The following is a 14,842-nucleotide window of genomic DNA, read 5'->3' on the forward strand; positions in this document are numbered from 1 at the left end:
TTCATCGTTCGAGGATCCGGTCCGCGATCGGCTCGCGGGCCTGCCAGCCGCGGCGCTCGAGCTCGGGGGTGTCGGACGGCTCGGTCGGGTAGCCGAGGCACAGCAGGGCGATCAGCGACCACCCGGGGGGCACGTCGAGCAGTTCGGTCACCACGGCGGGGTCGAGGATCGAGACCCAGCCGACCCCGATGTCGCGAGCGCGCGCGGCGAGCCACAGCGTATGGATCGCCATGACGGTCGAGTAGCGCAGCATCTCGGGCATCGTGGCGCGACCGAGGCCGTGGCCCGCGACCGGCGCCTCGTCGCAGAACACCGCGACCAGTTCGGGCGCCTTGCGAATGCCGTGGAGCTTGAGCGCCTGATAGCGTGCGCGCAGCGTTGCATCAGGGATCGCCCGGGCAGCGTCCCGGGACGTGGCATCGACGTGATCGGCAAGCCGGGTGCGCAGCGCCGCCGAACGGATCCGGACGAAGCGCCACGGCTGCGCATTGCCGACCGACGGCGCGAGCGCGGCGGTGTCGAGCAACACTCGCATGTCGTCCTCGGACACGGTGCGCGTTCTGAAGTGCCGGACGTCGCGCCGCCAGCGGAGCAGCGTCTCGAGCTGTGCCCCGAATGCCGGGTCGAAGTCGGGTGCGGTCATGCCGTCGCCTCCGCCCGCCGGAGGAGGTAGGTGTCCATGATCCAGCCATGCGCCGCGCGGAGGCTTGCCCGCTGCGCGACGATGTCCGCGGAGACCTCGGCCAGCGGACCGGCCACGAGTGCCTGGTGCGGCATCCCGAGATACGCGCCCCACCAGATCGTAACGCCGCGCGGATCGAGCGTCGCGAACGCGCAGCCGCCGTCGAGCATTACCGCGAGTGTATCCGCCGCCGTCGGCCAGCCATCGGTGCGCAGGCGGCGTCCGGTCGTGACGAGCACGGGTGCGGCAAGCGTGTTGAGCGGGATCGTATGGGCGGCGGTCAGCGCCTGGAGGCTCGTGATGCCCGGCACGACATGGACGCGGATCGCCAGGCCGTCGTGTCGCAGCCGGTCGGCGATCCGCAGGCTGCTGTCATAGAGCGACGGATCGCCCCAGACTAGCAACGCCAGCCGACCGCCGTCCGGCAGATGCGCCGCGATCTGCGCTGCCCAACCCTCGGCGATCGCATCGTGCCAGTCACCGACGGCGGCGAGATACGGCGCGTCTTCCGCGCGTTCGGGCAGATCGAATTCGACCACCCGGGTCCCGCCGCGCAGCACGGCGGCGCATAGGGTCCGGCGCAGGTCGATCAGGTCCAACGCGGCGTCGCGTTTGCGCGGGAGCAGGATGAGATCGGCGGCATTCATCGCGGTTTCCGCCGCGCGCGTCAGATGGTCGGGGTTGCCGGTGCCGATGCCGATGAGGTGCAGGTCGATCATGACTCGAGCAGCGGTCCGTAGAGGATCAGTGCCGGGGCATCGTGCCGCGGCTCGAGATCGCGTGCGAGGTCCGCGATGGTCGCGCGTGTCAGCCGCTGGTCGGGATAGCTGACGTTCTCCGCAAGCAACGCGGGGGTATCCGGCGACAGGCCATGCGCGACGAGCATCTCGACCAGTGCGGCGAAGGTCCGCTTGGGCATGAACACCACCGTCGTCGCGGCAGGGTCGGCAAGTGCCGCCAGGTTGAGCCCGTCTGGCAGCCCGCCGGTAACGTCATGCCCCGTCACGAACTGGACCCGCCGGGCGCTTAGCCGTCGTGTCAGCGGGATCGCCGCGGCGGCGGCGGCGGCGCTGGCGGAGGTGACGCCGGGGACGATCTCGAACGCGATGCCGGCGGTGCGGAGCGCTGCGATCTCCTCCTCCAGCCGCCCGAAGATCGCGGGGTCACCCGATTTCAGGCGGACCACGCGGACGCCGGTCAGCGCGTGATCGACCAGCAGTCGCGAGACATGCGCCTGCGACGGCGAAGCGCGGCCCGCGCGTTTGCCGACCGCGACCAGTTCCGCGCCCTTGCGGACATGCTGGAGGATCGGCCCAGAGGACAGATCGTCGAACAGCACGACGTCCGCCGCCTGCAACCGCGCGACCGCCTTGAGCGTCAGCAACTCGGGGTCGCCCGGGCCGGAGCCGACGAAGGAGACGAAGCCGCTCATCGCTCGGGGGCGATCAGGTGGAAGAAGGTTCCCGAGACCTGACCGCGATACGACCCGGTCTCGGCCACCGGGGTCCCCTCGGCGTCGACGACGTGCGCGAGCGGCGCATCGGGCTGTTCGAGGATCGTGGAATAATGGAATTCGTGGCCGCGCTGCGCGGTCCCCGCCGCCGCGCCCGCGACCGGCGCGAGCAACGTGGCGTAGCGATACCCGAGATGCATCCGCCGCTGCGCATAGCTTGTCACGAGCCCGAGCAGCCCGGCCATCCGGTGGCGCGTACCGTCGGCATCGATCAGGCCGTCGCCGAGCGCCATGTAGCCGCCGCACTCGCCGTGCACCGGACGGGTGCGGGCATGCTCGGCAAGCGCGGTGCGGAAGCGCGTGGCGGCGGCGAGGCGTCCGGCATGGAGTTCGGGATAGCCACCGGGCAGCCAGACGAGGTCTGCGGCTGCGTCGGGGGCCTCGTCCGCAAGCGGCGAGAACGGCAGGATCTCCGCGCCCGCGCTGCGCCAGCCTGCGAGCATGTGCGGGTACGCAAAGGAAAAGGCGGCATCCTGCGCCAGCGCGATTCGTTGCGCGGGCGGGGCGAAGCGGTGCGCGGCGGCAGCGGGGGCGGCGGCGCTCGTCGCCGCCTCGCGGATCGCCGTAAGATCGACATGCTCGCGCAGGAAGACCGCGTAATCGGCGATCCGCGCATCGAGATCGGGATGCTCGGAGGCTTGTACCAGACCGAGGTGACGCTCGGGCAGCTTGAGGTCGCCACGCCGGGGCAGCGCGCCGAACACCCGGATCCCCACCGCCGCCATGCCGCTGCGCGCGAGCCGTTCATGCCGCGGGCTTGCGACGCGATTGAGGATCACGCCGGCGACCTGCACCGCGGGGTCGTAGCGCGCGAAGCCGAGCGCGGTGGCGGCGGCGGATTGTGCCTGGCCCGACACGTCGATCACCAGCACCACCGGCCAGCCCATCCGCCGCGCGACGTCCGCGCTCGCGCCGTTGCCGGTCGCGCCCGGCTTGGCGACGCCGTCGAACAGGCCCATCGAACCCTCAGCAAGCACGAGATCGGCATCGCGACCCTCTGCCGCGAGACCGTGGAGCATCGGCTCCGCCATCGCCCAGCTGTCGAGGTTGAACGAAGGCCGTCCACTAGCCGCGCGGTGGAAGGCGGGGTCGATATAGTCGGGGCCGCTCTTGAACGGTTGCACGCACAACCCCGCGTCGCGGAACGCGCGCAGCAGACCGAGCATCACGGTCGTCTTGCCGGTTCCCGAGGCGGGGGCGGCGATCATCACGCCCGGGGTCATGCGTCAGTCCCTGCGAAGGGCGAGGTGGCGCTTTCCGGGCGGAAGCGGCGGTCGTAGCCGAGGGCGTACAGGCTGCTCTCCGCAAAATCCTCGGCCGTTAGGACTCGGCCGACGAGGATCAGCGCGGTCCGTTCCGGGCCGTCCGCCGCAGCCGCGACGATCGTCGCGAGCGTCGCGCGGACGATCCGTTCGTCGGGCCAGCTTGCCCGCCACACGATCGCAACCGGGCAGTCTGCGCCGTACGCCGGGGTCAGCTCGGTGACGACGCGGTCGAGCGCGTGGATCGAAAGATGAATCGCGAGCGTCGCCCCGGTCGCGGCGAAGGCGGGAAGAGTCTCCGCGCTCGGCATCGTGCTGGCGCGCCCCGATGTGCGGGTGAGAACGACCGATTGCGCCACGCCGGGGAGGGTGAGTTCGGCCTCGAGCGTCGCGGCAGCGGCGGCGAAGGCGGGGACGCCCGGCGTGATGCTGAAAGGAATGTCGTGCGCGCGGAGCCGCCGGAGTTGCTCGCCCAGCGCCGACCAGATCGACAGGTCGCCCGAATGGAGTCGTGCGATGTCATGGCCCGCCGCATGCGCCGCCACGATCTCGTCGATGATCTGATCGAGCGACAGGGGCGCGGTGTTGACGATCCGCGCGCCCGGCGGACAATGGTCGAGCAACGCCGCCGGGACGAGCGACCCGGCGTACAGGCACACGGGAGCGGCGGCGATCAGGTCGCGGCCGCGCAGCGTGAGCAGATCAGGCGCGCCGGGGCCGGCGCCGATGAAATGAACGGTCATGTCGAAGGTCCTTGGGCGATCGCGCAGGTCGCGCTGCGATCGGGGGAGATGTGACGGTGCGCGAGCAGCCGCGCGCTTGCGCCGATCGCGGCGAGGGCGGCGGCTTCGGCGACGCTGCCGGTGCCGCGCGCCGCGAGGCTTGGCCTCGAGCGGGTCGGCGTCGGTACGCCGGTCAGCGCCGCCGCCGGAATGGCGAACAGCGCAAGACCAAGCCGTTCGGCGAGTGGCGCGAGCAGAGCGGTCTTGTCGTCGGGCGCGGCCAGCGCGGTGACCGGGGGGTGCCCGACTTGCGCCAGCGCCAGCGCTGCCTCGCACGACTCGAGCGCAGTCCCGCTGCGGAACCCGAAGCCAGCGACGATCATCGCGAGACGCTCCACTGGACGATCGGATAGTGCGCGCGCCAGCCGCGGCGCGTGCCGATCGGCGCGGCGTCGGACAGGTCGATCCGCAGCAAATCGCCGCCTTTCGCGTGGTGCCACTGTGCCAGCAACGCCTCGGATTCGAGCGTCACTGCGTTGGCGACGATCCGCGTGCCGGGCGCGAGGTGCGTCCAGAGCCAGCCGAGCAGCGCCTCGGAAAGCCCGCCGCCGATGAACACCGCGTCCGGCGTGGGGTGATCGGCCAACCCGTCGGGCGCGCGCGCTTCGACGAGCTGGAGACGCTCGACCCCCAGAGCGGCGGCGTTGGCGCGGGCGCGTTCGGTGCGGATGGGGTCCGCCTCGAATGCGATTGCTCGGGTGGTCGGATGCGCAAGCAGCCATTCGATCGCGATCGACCCCGAACCCGTGCCGATGTCCCACAAGGTCTCGAACGGTCTTGGCGCGAGCGCGGATAGCGTGAGCGCGCGGACCGGGCGCTTGGTGATCTGCCCGTCATGCGCGAACCAATTGTCGGGGCGTCCGGATGTGGTGGCCAGAACCGCCCCGTCGCCGTCCACGGCAATGCCGACGGCGACGGGATGCACGATATCGGTGAAGTCGATCGTGGCGGCGGTGGTTTCGCGGATGCGCTCGCGCGGACCGCCGAGCGCTTCGAGCACGCACAACCGGCTGTCCCCGAAACCCTGATCGCGCAGGTAGCGCGCCAGGGCGCCGACCGCCGCGCCATCGCGCACCAGCACGATCACGCGGACGTTCGGGGCAAGGATCGGGCGCAGTCGAGCGAAAGGCGCGGCGTGGAGGCCGAGGCACTCCGTGGTGTCGATCGGCCACCCCAGTCGCGCTGCGGCGATGCCGAAGCTCGAGAGTGCCGGATAGGCGATCCATTCACCCCGCTCGAGGTGTCGCGTGACGACCGATCCTGCGCCGAACCAGAACGGATCGCCCGATACCAGCAGCACGACCCGCCGCCCGCGCTGCGCCAGCAGCGGCGCGATCCCGTCCTCGAACGGCACAGGCCACACGGCGGTTTCGCACGCCAGATCGGGCAGCAGTGCGAGATGGCGCGCGGCACCGGTCACCCGTTCGGCGCGCGCGAGGGCATCATGGCTTGCGGGGGACAGGCCGGCTGGTCCATCCTCGCCGATCCCGACGATCGTCAGCCATGCCTTGCCGAGTTCATCCGCCATGTCGAAAATCCTGATCCTCGGTGGCACCACCGAGGCGAGTGCGCTGGCGGAGGCGCTGGCCACGCGCGGGGACGATGCCGTGCTCAGCTATGCGGGCCGCGTGGCGAACCCGAAGGCGCAGCCGGTGCCTACGCGGATCGGCGGGTTCGGTGGCGTGGCGGGGCTTGCCGATTATCTCCGCAACGAGGGCATTACGCACCTGGTCGACGCGACGCATCCGTTCGCTGCGACGATGAGCAGGAATGCCGTCGAAGCGGCCGCCGACGCTGGCATGGCGCTGATCGCCTTGACGCGACCTGCATGGACCGCGGAGCCCAGTGACGACTGGCAGCATGTCGCGGACATCGATGCGGCGGTCGCCACGCTCACCGGGCCGCGTCGCAGCGTGATGCTCGCGCTCGGGCGGATGCATGTCGCTGCGTTCGCGGCGCAACCGCAGCATCGTTACCTGCTGCGCTTCGTCGATACGCCAGAGGGTCCGCCCGAACTGCCGGACCATCGCCTCATCGTCGATCGGGGGCCGTTCGATGTCGCGGGTGACGTCGCGCTGATGCGCGAACATGCGATCGGCGTGGTCGTCTGCAAGAATGCCGGGGGCACCGGCGCGCGGGCCAAGCTGATCGCGGCGCGCGAGTTGGGCATCCCCGTGGTGATGATCGATCCTCCGGTCCTGCCGAAGCGCGTGCAGGTCGAGGCGGTGGCCGATGTGCTGCGCTGGATCGATCATGCCGCCGACCTCGGGGTGTAGAGGATCGGCGCGCCGCTGCGCACGATCGTCCGCGTCGTGCTCGACCCGACGATGACGACGGTCCGCATGTCCGCCATCTGCGGCCGGGCGTCGGGCAACGGAACTACGTTCAGCGTCTCCTCGGGGGTGGAAACCGCGCGCGCGAACAATACGGGACGATCATCCGCACAGACGTCGCGCAGGATTTCGAGCGCGCGCCCAAACCCGTCGGGTCGGCTTCGCGAGCGCGGGTTGTAGAAGGCGATCGCGAAGTCCGCCTCGGCGGCGAGGCGGACCCGGCGGTCGATCAGCGCTTGCGGCTTGAGATTGTCCGACAGGTTGATCGCGCAGAAATCATGGCCCAGCGGTGCACCCGCGCGCGCCGCCGCCGCGAGCATCGCGGTGATGCCCGGCAGCACGCGGATGTCGAGCTCGCGCCATGCCGGCGGGCCATGCTCGACCGCCTCGAACACGGCGGCCGCCATCGCGAACACGCCGGGATCGCCCGACGATACCACCACGACGCGGTGCCCCGCCATCGCGAGGCCGAGCGCATGCCGCGCGCGATCGAGCTCTACGCGATTGTCGCTGGCGTGGAGCGTCAGCCCGGCGCGCGGGGCGACGCGCGCGACATAGGGGATGTAGCCGATCACGTCGGTCGCCGCGGCGAGCGCGGCGGCGACCTCGGGCGTCACCAGCGCGACGTCGCCCGGACCGAGCCCCGCGATCGCGATCGAGCCGGTCATGGCCGCCGCCCCTGGCCGTGGATTAGCAGGATCGAGAAATAAGGGGCGATCCTGTCCGCATCGCACAGTCGCGTCACGCGCTGGTCGGGCATTGCGGCATATTCGACCAGCCACGCAGCGTCGTCGCGCCCGGCGGCGGCGACCGCGCGGCGCAGCTTGGCGAGGTGGCGGCCGATCTTCATCACCACCAGCGCATCGGTGTCGCGGATCCGGCGGGTGAGCTCGTCCTCGGGCATCGTCGCGGTGAGGACGGTCAGCACATCCTCGCCCCAGGTGATCGGCGTGCCGCTCGCGGTCCACGCGCCCGACATGCCGGTGATGCCGGGGACGACCCGCACCGGCGCGATCCCCGCCAGACGGCTGTGGAGATGCATGAACGAGCCGTAGAAGAACGGGTCGCCCTCGCACAGGACGACGACGTCCTCCCCGGTTGCCGAGAGCGCTGCGAGATGGCCGGTACAGTCGGCGTAGAAACTGCAGAGACGGTCGTTGTAGCGCGGGTCGGCGACCGGGATTTCGGTCGTGACGGGATATTCCATCGCGAACTCGATCGCATCGTCGCGCAACATGCCGTCGACGATCCGCCGCGCCTGCCCAGGCTTGCCCGCCTTGCGGAAGAAGGCGATGTGGCGCGCGCCGCGCACCAGCCGGTCGGCGCGGACGCTCATCAGATCCTGCGCGCCCGGCCCGAGGCCGACGCCGTGGATCGTTCCCAGGGGGGGGGGGGACGTCATTCGGTACGGCTCGCGAGTGCGTTGATCGCGGCGACGGTGATCGCGCTGCCGCCCATCCGCCCCTCGATCACGACGCACGGGACGGGCTGCTCCGCCCACAAGGCCGCCTTGGATTCGACCGCGCCGACGAACCCGACCGGGCAGCCGATGATCGCGGCCGGGCGCGGGCAGGCGGGGTCTTCGAGCATGTTGAGCAGGTGGAACAGCGCGGTCGGGGCATTGCCGATCGCGACCAGCGCACCCGTCAGATGCGGCCGCCACAGTTCGAGCGCGGCGGCGGATCGGGTGTTGCCCATCGTGCGCGCAAGGTCGGGCGTTTCCGCGGCGTGGAGCGTGCAGACGACCGGATTGTCGGCGGGAAGGCGACCGCGCGTGATCCCCTCGGTCACCATCCGTGCATCGCACAGGATCGGCGCGCCTGCCGCAAGCGCATGCCGCGCGACTACGGCGAAACCAGGCGAGAAGCGGATATGCGCCGCAAGATCGACGAGACCCGCGGCGTGGATCATGCGGACCGCGACCGGCTCCTCCTCCGGCGTGAAACGCGCGAGGTCTGCTTCGGCGCGGATCGTCGCGAAGGACTGGCGGTAGATGGCGGCGCCGTCGGTTTGATAGACATGGGGCATCAGGCGGCTCCGAAACGGGCGAGGATCTGGGCGGCGTCGAGCCCGGCTATGACGGGGGGAGCACCGGCGCGCGCGGCGAAGGCGAGATCGAAGCGGCCGTCGCGCCCCGTCAGTACGACATCGGCGGGCAGCGCGCGCGCACAGCCCTTGGCGCAGCCCGATACGTGAAGCTGCCCGCCGACATGCGGCGCGAGACGGATCGCAAGGGCACGGGTCGCGACGCTTGCCTGCGGACACGCGGGCGCGCCGACACAGGCGTCGGTATGCAGGCGCGCGACGTCGGTCTGTTCGGTGGCAACGCCCCCCTCGACGATCAGGCACCGCCAGGGCGTGACGCGGATTCCGTGTCCGTCGACCGACATCCGCGCAAGGTCCGACGCCGCGATCCGCCCGAACGGCAGACCCACGACCGCGCCGAGCGGGTGCGGTCCGGTGGCAAGCGCAATGCCGGGGGGCGACGGGACAATGTCGCGATCTGCCCAGCCGGGCAAAGTGGCCGAGTGACGTGCCATTCGGCCAGCGGCGATCCCGCCGCTCGCGACGAACCAGTGCGCGAGCGCGATCAACGCGTCGACCTCGGTGCCCGTAGCGAGCGCGATGCCGCTGGTCCGTCCCTCCGCGCGTAGAATCAGGCCGCCGGTCGCGTCGCGTTCGATGCGGATGTCGGCGGGGGCGTCGCGGAGCAGGGGGGCGGCCCCGGCGTCGATGGCGAACCCGAATTTGCCGGGCAGTTCGGGAAGCTCGGCGAGGCGCCCCGTCAGGTCCCTGGCGATGCGGTACGTATCGTCGCCCTCCTGCCAGTCGGGTGCCACCAGCACGGCTCGCTTTGCCTCCAGCGCCGGGTCGGTATCGACCAGATCGAGCGCGCACAGGTCAGCGATCAACGCCGCCCAGCAATCGTCGCGGACGCCGCGGATCTGCAGATTGGCGCGGTTGGTGACGTCGATCGCGCCGTTGCCATGTTCCGCCGCTGCCTCGGCCAAGCCGATCGCCTGCGTGCGGGTGAGGTGCGCGAGCCGCGGGCGCACGCGGACCAGCAGACCGTCGCCTGCCGCCATCGGGCGATGCGCCGTCGGGCACCAGCCGCGCACCACGGTCATGCGCCTGCGCCGAGATGCGCGAGGATCGAATTGCGTCGCGTCTGCCACAGCCCGGAGGCGTGGAGCGCGACGAACCGCGACTTAAGCGCCGCCAGTGCCTGCGGATTGGCGTCTGCCATGAACGCGCGGACGTCGTCGCGCGCGAGCGTCGCGTCGTAATAGAGGTCGATCGACTCGGGCGTCACGACGTCCGCCAGATGCGCGAACGCACCGAGATGATCGAGCGTGGCGGCAAGTTCGGCGGCACCGCGGAACCCGTGCCGCATCATTCCCGCGACCCAGCCCGGATGCGCAGCGCGTGCCCGGACGACGCGCGCGATCTCCTCCCCAAGCGGGCGCGCACGCGGACGGGCCGGGTCGGTCGCGTCGAGGTGGTAGAGAGCGGCGCTTCCGCCGGTGATCGCCTGCGCGGCGGCAAAGGCAGCCTCGTGCGCGGCATAGTCGGCGGCAAGCAACAGGTCGGTCTCGGGCAGGTCCTGAACGTGGACGAAGACATCCGCGGCGGCGACGCGCGCCGCGATTCCCCCCGGGTCGGCGCGCGCTTCGCCATCGTCGAGCGCGTGCGCCGATGCGTCGAGCCACGCCGCGCCCGCCGCCCGGCGCGCTTCGGGCGTGTAGGTGTCGGCGCTGTCGCCGAGCCCGATGCCATAGCTGCCCGCACGCGGCCCGAACACACGTGCGCCGGGAGCGGACCCGACGAACGGGTTGCGATCCACCGGCTCGTCGCGCGCCGCAAGCGCGCGCACTGCTTGTCCAAACATCGCGCAAAGCGTCGGGAAGGCATCGCGGAACAACCCCGATACGCGCAGCGTCACGTCGATCCGCGGCCGGTCGAACTGCATCAACGGCAGGATCTCGACCCCGGCGACGCGGTCGGACTGATGGTCCCACACCGGCTCGGCGCCAAGCAGATGCAACGCCATCGCAAATTCCTCGCCCGCGGTGCGCATCGTCGCGGAGCCCCACAGGTCGACCACCAGCGCGCGCGGATAGTCGCCATGATCCTGAAGATGGCGGCGGATCAATTCGTCGGCGAGGCGCACCCCCTGCGCATGCGCCGACCGCGACGGCACCGCGCGCGGATCGGTGGTGTAGAGGTTGCGCCCGGTCGGCAGCACGTCCGTGCGACCGCGCCACGGCGACCCGGACGGCCCGGGGGCGACGCGGCGTCCGGCGAGCGCCGCGAGCAGCCCGTCGCGTTCGGCGGGGCCCTGCTCGCCGCGCCCGAAGACGTGGAGCCCGTCGCCATATTGGCTGTCCTTGACGTCGCAGACGAAGGCATCGATCCGCGTGATCGCCTCCGCGCTCGACCGCGCCTGGTCGAGCGCGAGCACGTCGCCGAGCCCGAGTGCGAGCGCTTCGTCGCTGATATCGCGCTGCAGCCGATCGCGGCGTGCCGGATCGAGCCCGTCGGCATTGGAGAATTCGTCGAGCAGCGCCTCGAGCCGTCCGAGCCCGGTGCCACCGTCTGCGCGGACCAGCGGTGGCGGGACATGGCCGATCGTGACCGCGCCGATCCGTCGCTTGGCCTGCGCCGCCTCGCCGGGGTCGTTGACGATGAACGGATAGACGATGGGCAGCGCGCCGGTCAGCGCCTCGGGCCAGCACGCATCGGACAGCGCAACCGCCTTGCCCGGCAGCCATTCGAGCGTGCCGTGCGCGCCGACATGGACCAGCGCGTCGGTCCCCTGCGTTCGCAGCCAGAGGTAGAAGGCGATATAACCGTGCCGTGGGCAGCGCGAGAGATCGTGATACTCGTCCGCGCGCACCGCAGGGCTGCCGCGTTCGGGCTGGAGCGCGACGAGACTATCCCCGGCGGCGACGGCGGCGAAGTGGAAGGCGCCGTCGAGAACCGCTGGATCGTCTTCGGGCGCGCCCCAGGCTGCGGTTACATCAACCTGTAGCACGGCGGGCAATGTCTCCAGCGCGGCACGATAGGCAGACAGGGGCCAGCCGATGGTCTGCTGTGCCAGTGCAACCGGCAGATCCTCGATGTTCCCCAATGCCGTCACATAGCCCGCATCCGCCAGGTCGCCGAGCATCGCCGTGACCGACGCGAGCGCATCGAGCCCGACCGCGTGCGCCATTTGATAGGTCTTGCCCGGATAGGTCGACAGCACGATCGCGAGTCGCCGCTCCACAACGGGCTTCGCCCCCAGCGCGATCCAGCCGTGGACCCGGTCCGTGATCGCCGCGATCCGCTCGGGCTCGGCGCGGTGTTCGCGGCGGGCGAATTGCAGGTCGGCATCGCGCGCGGCAGCGTCCTTGAAGCTCGCCACGCCGGCGAACAGGCGGCCGTCGACCTCGGGCAGCACGACGTGCATCGCGAGATCGGCGGGCGAAAGACCGCGTGCTGTATTGGCCCAGGCGGCACGGTCAGACGTTGCCAGCGCGACCTGGAAGACCGGGACTCCGGCGGCGTCGAGCGGGGTCGTGCCGGTGGCATTGCGCGCCGAAAAGGCGGTGGCGTTGACGATCGCGACGGGCGCGAGCGCGGACACCCAGCGCGCCATCCAGCCGCCCGCCGCGGGATCCTTGAGCGACGGCGCGAACAGCGCGAGGACGTCATAGCCGCGTGCCGCGAACGCTGCATGCAACGCCACGATCGGGTCGAGATCGGCCGCCATCAGATAGGATCGGTAGAAAACCAGCATGATCCGCGGCCGGACCGACGTCAGCGCGAACGCGGCCGGGCAGGTCACGCCGGGCACCGTCTGCCAACCGCCGACCGAAGCGATCGCGCGCGCTGCCGGAGCGGGTCTGACGTACAGCCCCGCCGCCAGCGCGAACTGCGCGATTGCCGCGTGCGCTGCGGCGGCGCCGCCGATGTCGCATAATTCCGTCAGGCGGCGCAGCGTCGATACCGGCACCGTCGACGCCGTATCGAGCCGCGGATCGATGCGGCCATCCGCGGGGATGATCGCCAGCGCGATCCCGTGTCGTCTGGCGAGCGCCTCGACCTGCTGCACGCCGTAGGGCCAATAGGCGATCCCGCCGATCAGCCGGATCAGGATTCCCTTTGCGGCTCCCAGCGTACGCTCGATATAGGTGTCGACCGAAAGCGGGTGCGTCAACTCGGCGAGATTGGCGAGCCGCAGGCTTGGCATCCCCGGCCCGCCCGCGCGCCATCCCGCCGCGAACGCGCCGAGGTCGCTGTCGGAAAAGGACAGCACGACGAGATCCGCGGCATCCTGCCCCAGATCGCGCGGCGTGGCGCTTTCCTCCAACCCATGCGTTTCGCGAAAGACGACGTGCATGGCGGATCAGCCCGCCAGCGCCGCCCTGATCGTCGGCGGGTCGAGCCGGTCGCGCTCGGCGATCACGACCAGTTGCGTGCCGCGTGTTTCGTCGCCGCGCCACGGCCGGTCGTATTGCATGCGGACCCGCGCCCCCACCGCCTGGACGAGCAACCGCATCGGCTTGCCCGCGACCGCGGCATAGCCCTTCACGCGGAGCACGTCGCCGCCCGCCGCGAGCGTCTCGATCCGGCGCGCGAGATCGTCCGGGTCGGTGATCTCGCCCCAGGCCACGACGATGCTGTCGAAGTCGTCATGCTCATGCTCGTCCTCGCCATCGTGATGCGAGGGGCGGGCGGCAATATCGTCCTCCGCCGCCGCGCCGAGCCCGAGCACGACGCGCGGGTCGACGATGCCGTCGACCAGCTCGACGATCGGGAGCGAGCGCGGGGTCTCGGCGGCGATGACCGCGCGCGCTGCGGCGATCCCGGCGGGGCCGGCGAGGTCGCATTTGGTGAGCAGCACCATGTCGGCACAGGCAAGCTGGTCCTCGAACACTTCGGACAGCGGGGTTTCATGGTCGATGCTCGGATCGGCAGCGCGCTGCGCGTCGACCGCGGCGAGATCGGGCGCGAAGCGTCCCGCGGCGACCGCCTCGGCGTCCGCCAGCGTGATCACCCCGTCGACCGTGATTCGCGAGCGGATCGCGGGCCAGTCGAACGCCTTGAGCAACGGCTTGGGCAGTGCGAGCCCGGACGTCTCGATCAGGATATGGTCGGGCCGCGGATCCATCGCGAGCAGCGTCTCGACGGTTGGGATGAAATCGTCCGCGACGGTGCAGCAGATGCAGCCGTTGGCGAGCTCGACGATGTTCTCGGCCGGGCAATCGGGGATCGCGCAGCCCTTCAGGATGTCACCATCGACGCCCAATGTGCCGAATTCGTTGACCACCACCGCGAGCCGACGCCCACCGGCGTTGCGGATCAGATGGCTGATGAGGGTCGTCTTTCCGGCGCCAAGGAAGCCGGTGACAATGGTGACGGGAACCTTCGATAGATCGGACATGCTCTTCCCCGCGGCGCGACAGCAACGAACGGAAGGGGCCGATTTCGGACGGCGCGCGACGACGGACGAGCGCCGTAAAGCCGCCCAGCCACGCACCGATGCAGCCCCAGCCGCATAGGCTCGTCGCTCAGACGGAGAACCGTGCCGCGGCCATCCCCTGGGCCAAGGCAAGAGCGACCTTATCGCCGGCAGGTCTCCTGGCTCGCGGGTCGTAGCTCGAGCATCGCCTTCCCAGATCGACGGTTCGAAAACCGCCGCAGTCCAGTGGCCGCTCCCGTTGCCAGGAGCATGACGCTTTCGCTCACCGCTTACAGTTGCAGGGACAGCCGCGGATTTGGGGGAGGTCCCCCGCACCGCATTCCCATTCAAGCCCCTCGCGGGGCACCGGCGCGATCAACGAGAACCGTGAGGCTCTCGAGGACAGGCATAGACCGGGCCGACCGGCTTGCCAATCCGTTCGTGGTGATCTGCGGGCGAACGATCCTGAGCTGCTGAGCGGGGAAGGGGGTACCCGATGCGGAACGCGTAAGTACGATCGCCTCTCGATGCGTCGGCGGACGTCAGCAAAATCGTGCTGGACCAAAAAGTTTCGTGCGGTTTGAAAAAAGGCGTTGACCGCTCCGAAACCCTTCCTTAGAGAGACCGAACCGCAGCGACGGACCGGACGGTTCGCTTCTGCAGTCACCAGATCCTCGGCGCTCGGTTCGTCCTTTGAAAGAAGGGTTGAGCAAGGCGTCGGTATTCTGCGCTCTTTGACATTGTTGGTTTTAGATGAAGGGACATGTGGGCGGCGGCTACACGGTCTTTCGGGTCCTCTAGGCTCGTTGGATCGTTCAAAGCT

Annotated in this window: 14 protein-coding genes and 1 riboswitch; of the genes, 1 reads left to right on the top strand and 13 read right to left on the bottom strand. The window is 70.4% G+C overall.

Annotated elements, in window-relative coordinates; translation table 11 throughout:
• Nucleotide 1: 1 nt before the first annotated feature.
• From bluB to cbiE, 7 genes are read right to left on the bottom strand one after another with little or no spacing between them, the layout of a single operon-like run.
• A complete protein-coding gene (bluB, locus tag L8K25_RS16985) occupies nt 2-643 on the bottom strand; it encodes a 5,6-dimethylbenzimidazole synthase (protein WP_242140160.1) in 642 nt (213 codons plus the stop codon).
• Nucleotides 640-1,401, bottom strand: coding sequence for a precorrin-6A synthase (deacetylating) (gene cobF / locus L8K25_RS16990; protein WP_242140161.1), 762 nt, complete (start codon nt 1,399-1,401; stop codon nt 640-642). Before cobF ends, bluB begins: the two co-directional genes overlap by 4 nt.
• The gene (gene cobA / locus L8K25_RS16995; RefSeq protein WP_242140162.1) at nt 1,398-2,114 is read right to left on the bottom strand and encodes a uroporphyrinogen-III C-methyltransferase; all 717 of its coding nucleotides are present in this window, start codon (nt 2,112-2,114) and stop codon (nt 1,398-1,400) included. The genes cobF and cobA overlap by 4 nt, the downstream gene beginning before the upstream one ends.
• Nucleotides 2,111-3,418, bottom strand: a complete 1,308-nt coding sequence (locus L8K25_RS17000) for a cobyrinate a,c-diamide synthase (RefSeq protein WP_242140163.1) — start codon at nt 3,416-3,418, stop codon at nt 2,111-2,113. The genes cobA and L8K25_RS17000 overlap by 4 nt, the downstream gene beginning before the upstream one ends.
• Entirely contained in the window at nt 3,415-4,200 is a 786-nt protein-coding gene (gene cobM, locus L8K25_RS17005; protein ID WP_242140164.1) for a precorrin-4 C(11)-methyltransferase, read from the bottom strand. The genes L8K25_RS17000 and cobM overlap by 4 nt, the downstream gene beginning before the upstream one ends.
• Nucleotides 4,197-4,562, bottom strand: coding sequence for a cobalamin biosynthesis protein (locus tag L8K25_RS17010; protein ID WP_242140165.1), 366 nt, complete (start codon nt 4,560-4,562; stop codon nt 4,197-4,199). Before L8K25_RS17010 ends, cobM begins: the two co-directional genes overlap by 4 nt.
• On the bottom strand, nt 4,559-5,767 hold the full coding sequence (gene cbiE, locus L8K25_RS17015) for a precorrin-6y C5,15-methyltransferase (decarboxylating) subunit CbiE (protein ID WP_242140166.1): 1,209 nt from the start codon (nt 5,765-5,767) through the stop codon (nt 4,559-4,561). The genes L8K25_RS17010 and cbiE overlap by 4 nt, the downstream gene beginning before the upstream one ends.
• On the opposite strand from cbiE, the gene L8K25_RS17020 reads away from it, so the two are divergent.
• Nucleotides 5,766-6,515 (top strand): cobalt-precorrin-6A reductase, encoded by a 750-nt coding sequence (locus tag L8K25_RS17020; protein ID WP_242140167.1) that lies wholly within the window; start codon nt 5,766-5,768, stop codon nt 6,513-6,515. The genes cbiE and L8K25_RS17020 overlap by 2 nt on opposite strands.
• Here the strand turns inward: L8K25_RS17020 and cobJ are convergent.
• From cobJ to cobW, 6 genes are read right to left on the bottom strand one after another with little or no spacing between them, the layout of a single operon-like run.
• Nucleotides 6,491-7,240: a precorrin-3B C(17)-methyltransferase gene (gene cobJ / locus L8K25_RS17025; RefSeq protein WP_242140168.1), complete on the bottom strand. Its 750-nt coding sequence runs from the start codon at nt 7,238-7,240 to the stop codon at nt 6,491-6,493. The two genes, L8K25_RS17020 and cobJ, sit on opposite strands and share 25 nt — an antisense overlap.
• A complete protein-coding gene (cobI, locus tag L8K25_RS17030; RefSeq protein ID WP_242140169.1) occupies nt 7,237-7,974 on the bottom strand; it encodes a precorrin-2 C(20)-methyltransferase in 738 nt (245 codons plus the stop codon). Before cobI ends, cobJ begins: the two co-directional genes overlap by 4 nt.
• Nucleotides 7,971-8,600 (bottom strand): precorrin-8X methylmutase, encoded by a 630-nt coding sequence (locus L8K25_RS17035; RefSeq protein WP_242140170.1) that lies wholly within the window; start codon nt 8,598-8,600, stop codon nt 7,971-7,973. Before L8K25_RS17035 ends, cobI begins: the two co-directional genes overlap by 4 nt.
• Nucleotides 8,600-9,700 carry a cobalamin biosynthesis protein CobG gene (locus tag L8K25_RS17040; RefSeq protein WP_242140171.1) on the bottom strand — a complete coding sequence of 367 codons (1,101 nt, stop codon included), beginning with the start codon at nt 9,698-9,700 and terminating at the stop codon, nt 8,600-8,602. Before L8K25_RS17040 ends, L8K25_RS17035 begins: the two co-directional genes overlap by 1 nt.
• Nucleotides 9,697-12,957 (bottom strand): cobaltochelatase subunit CobN, encoded by a 3,261-nt coding sequence (gene cobN / locus L8K25_RS17045; protein WP_242140172.1) that lies wholly within the window; start codon nt 12,955-12,957, stop codon nt 9,697-9,699. The genes L8K25_RS17040 and cobN overlap by 4 nt, the downstream gene beginning before the upstream one ends.
• A gap of 6 nt (nt 12,958-12,963) precedes the next feature.
• Complete coding sequence (gene cobW / locus L8K25_RS17050) at nt 12,964-14,001, bottom strand: cobalamin biosynthesis protein CobW (protein ID WP_242140173.1); 1,038 nt, start codon at nt 13,999-14,001, stop codon at nt 12,964-12,966.
• A 169-nt stretch (nt 14,002-14,170) separates the two neighbouring features.
• A riboswitch (cobalamin riboswitch) is annotated at nt 14,171-14,405 on the bottom strand.
• Between the last annotated feature and the right edge of the window lie 437 nt (nt 14,406-14,842).

The sequence above is a fragment of the Sphingomonas sp. TREG-RG-20F-R18-01 genome, assembly GCF_022662475.1.
In the GTDB taxonomy this organism is placed as follows: domain Bacteria; phylum Pseudomonadota; class Alphaproteobacteria; order Sphingomonadales; family Sphingomonadaceae; genus Sphingomonas.

What these genes read in the sequence shown, in the direction of transcription:
- L8K25_RS17035 (WP_242140170.1), bottom strand. Translation starts at nt 8,600, where the DNA reads ATGCCCCATGTCTATCAAACCGACGGCGCCGCCATCTACCGCCAGTCC.
- cobN (WP_242140172.1), bottom strand. Translation starts at nt 12,957, where the DNA reads ATGCACGTCGTCTTTCGCGAAACGCATGGGTTGGAGGAAAGCGCCACG.
- bluB (WP_242140160.1), bottom strand. Translation starts at nt 643, where the DNA reads ATGACCGCACCCGACTTCGACCCGGCATTCGGGGCACAGCTCGAGACG.
- cobA (WP_242140162.1), bottom strand. Translation starts at nt 2,114, where the DNA reads ATGAGCGGCTTCGTCTCCTTCGTCGGCTCCGGCCCGGGCGACCCCGAG.
- cobI (WP_242140169.1), bottom strand. Translation starts at nt 7,974, where the DNA reads ATGACGTCCCCCCCCCCCCTGGGAACGATCCACGGCGTCGGCCTCGGG.
- L8K25_RS17040 (WP_242140171.1), bottom strand. Translation starts at nt 9,700, where the DNA reads ATGACCGTGGTGCGCGGCTGGTGCCCGACGGCGCATCGCCCGATGGCG.
- L8K25_RS17010 (WP_242140165.1), bottom strand. Translation starts at nt 4,562, where the DNA reads ATGATCGTCGCTGGCTTCGGGTTCCGCAGCGGGACTGCGCTCGAGTCG.
- cbiE (WP_242140166.1), bottom strand. Translation starts at nt 5,767, where the DNA reads ATGGCGGATGAACTCGGCAAGGCATGGCTGACGATCGTCGGGATCGGC.
- cobF (WP_242140161.1), bottom strand. Translation starts at nt 1,401, where the DNA reads ATGATCGACCTGCACCTCATCGGCATCGGCACCGGCAACCCCGACCAT.
- cobJ (WP_242140168.1), bottom strand. Translation starts at nt 7,240, where the DNA reads ATGACCGGCTCGATCGCGATCGCGGGGCTCGGTCCGGGCGACGTCGCG.
- L8K25_RS17020 (WP_242140167.1), top strand. Translation starts at nt 5,766, where the DNA reads ATGTCGAAAATCCTGATCCTCGGTGGCACCACCGAGGCGAGTGCGCTG.
- L8K25_RS17000 (WP_242140163.1), bottom strand. Translation starts at nt 3,418, where the DNA reads ATGACCCCGGGCGTGATGATCGCCGCCCCCGCCTCGGGAACCGGCAAG.
- cobM (WP_242140164.1), bottom strand. Translation starts at nt 4,200, where the DNA reads ATGACCGTTCATTTCATCGGCGCCGGCCCCGGCGCGCCTGATCTGCTC.
- cobW (WP_242140173.1), bottom strand. Translation starts at nt 14,001, where the DNA reads ATGTCCGATCTATCGAAGGTTCCCGTCACCATTGTCACCGGCTTCCTT.